Here is a 260-nt window from a genome sequence, read left to right as displayed (position 1 = left end):
CTCCCTCACCTCTTTCTCATCTCAGATGAGTTCGCAGAGCTCAAGGTTAACCAGCCAGACTTTATCAAGGAGCTGGTATCCATCGCGCGTGTCGGACGTTCCCTCGGGGTCCACTTGATCCTAGCTACTCAGAAACCATCTGGTGTGGTGGATGACCAGATCTGGTCTAACTCACGCTTCAAGATCGCCCTTAAGGTGGCAGACCGTTCGGACTCCAATGAAATGCTTCATACACCGGACGCGGCCGAGATCACCCAGAC

At 53.8% G+C, this 260-nt stretch carries 1 protein-coding gene; it reads left to right on the top strand.

All coding sequences use genetic code 11. The features are described from left to right. The coding region (locus HMPREF2853_RS07215; RefSeq protein ID WP_410002233.1) for an FtsK/SpoIIIE domain-containing protein at positions 1–260 on the top strand (260 nt) is incomplete at both ends.

Origin of the sequence: Streptococcus sp. HMSC077F03 (genome assembly GCF_001812375.1) — a bacterium.
GTDB lineage: Bacteria > Bacillota > Bacilli > Lactobacillales > Streptococcaceae > Streptococcus > Streptococcus oralis_S.
This window is presented reverse-complemented; position numbering and strand designations above follow the sequence as displayed.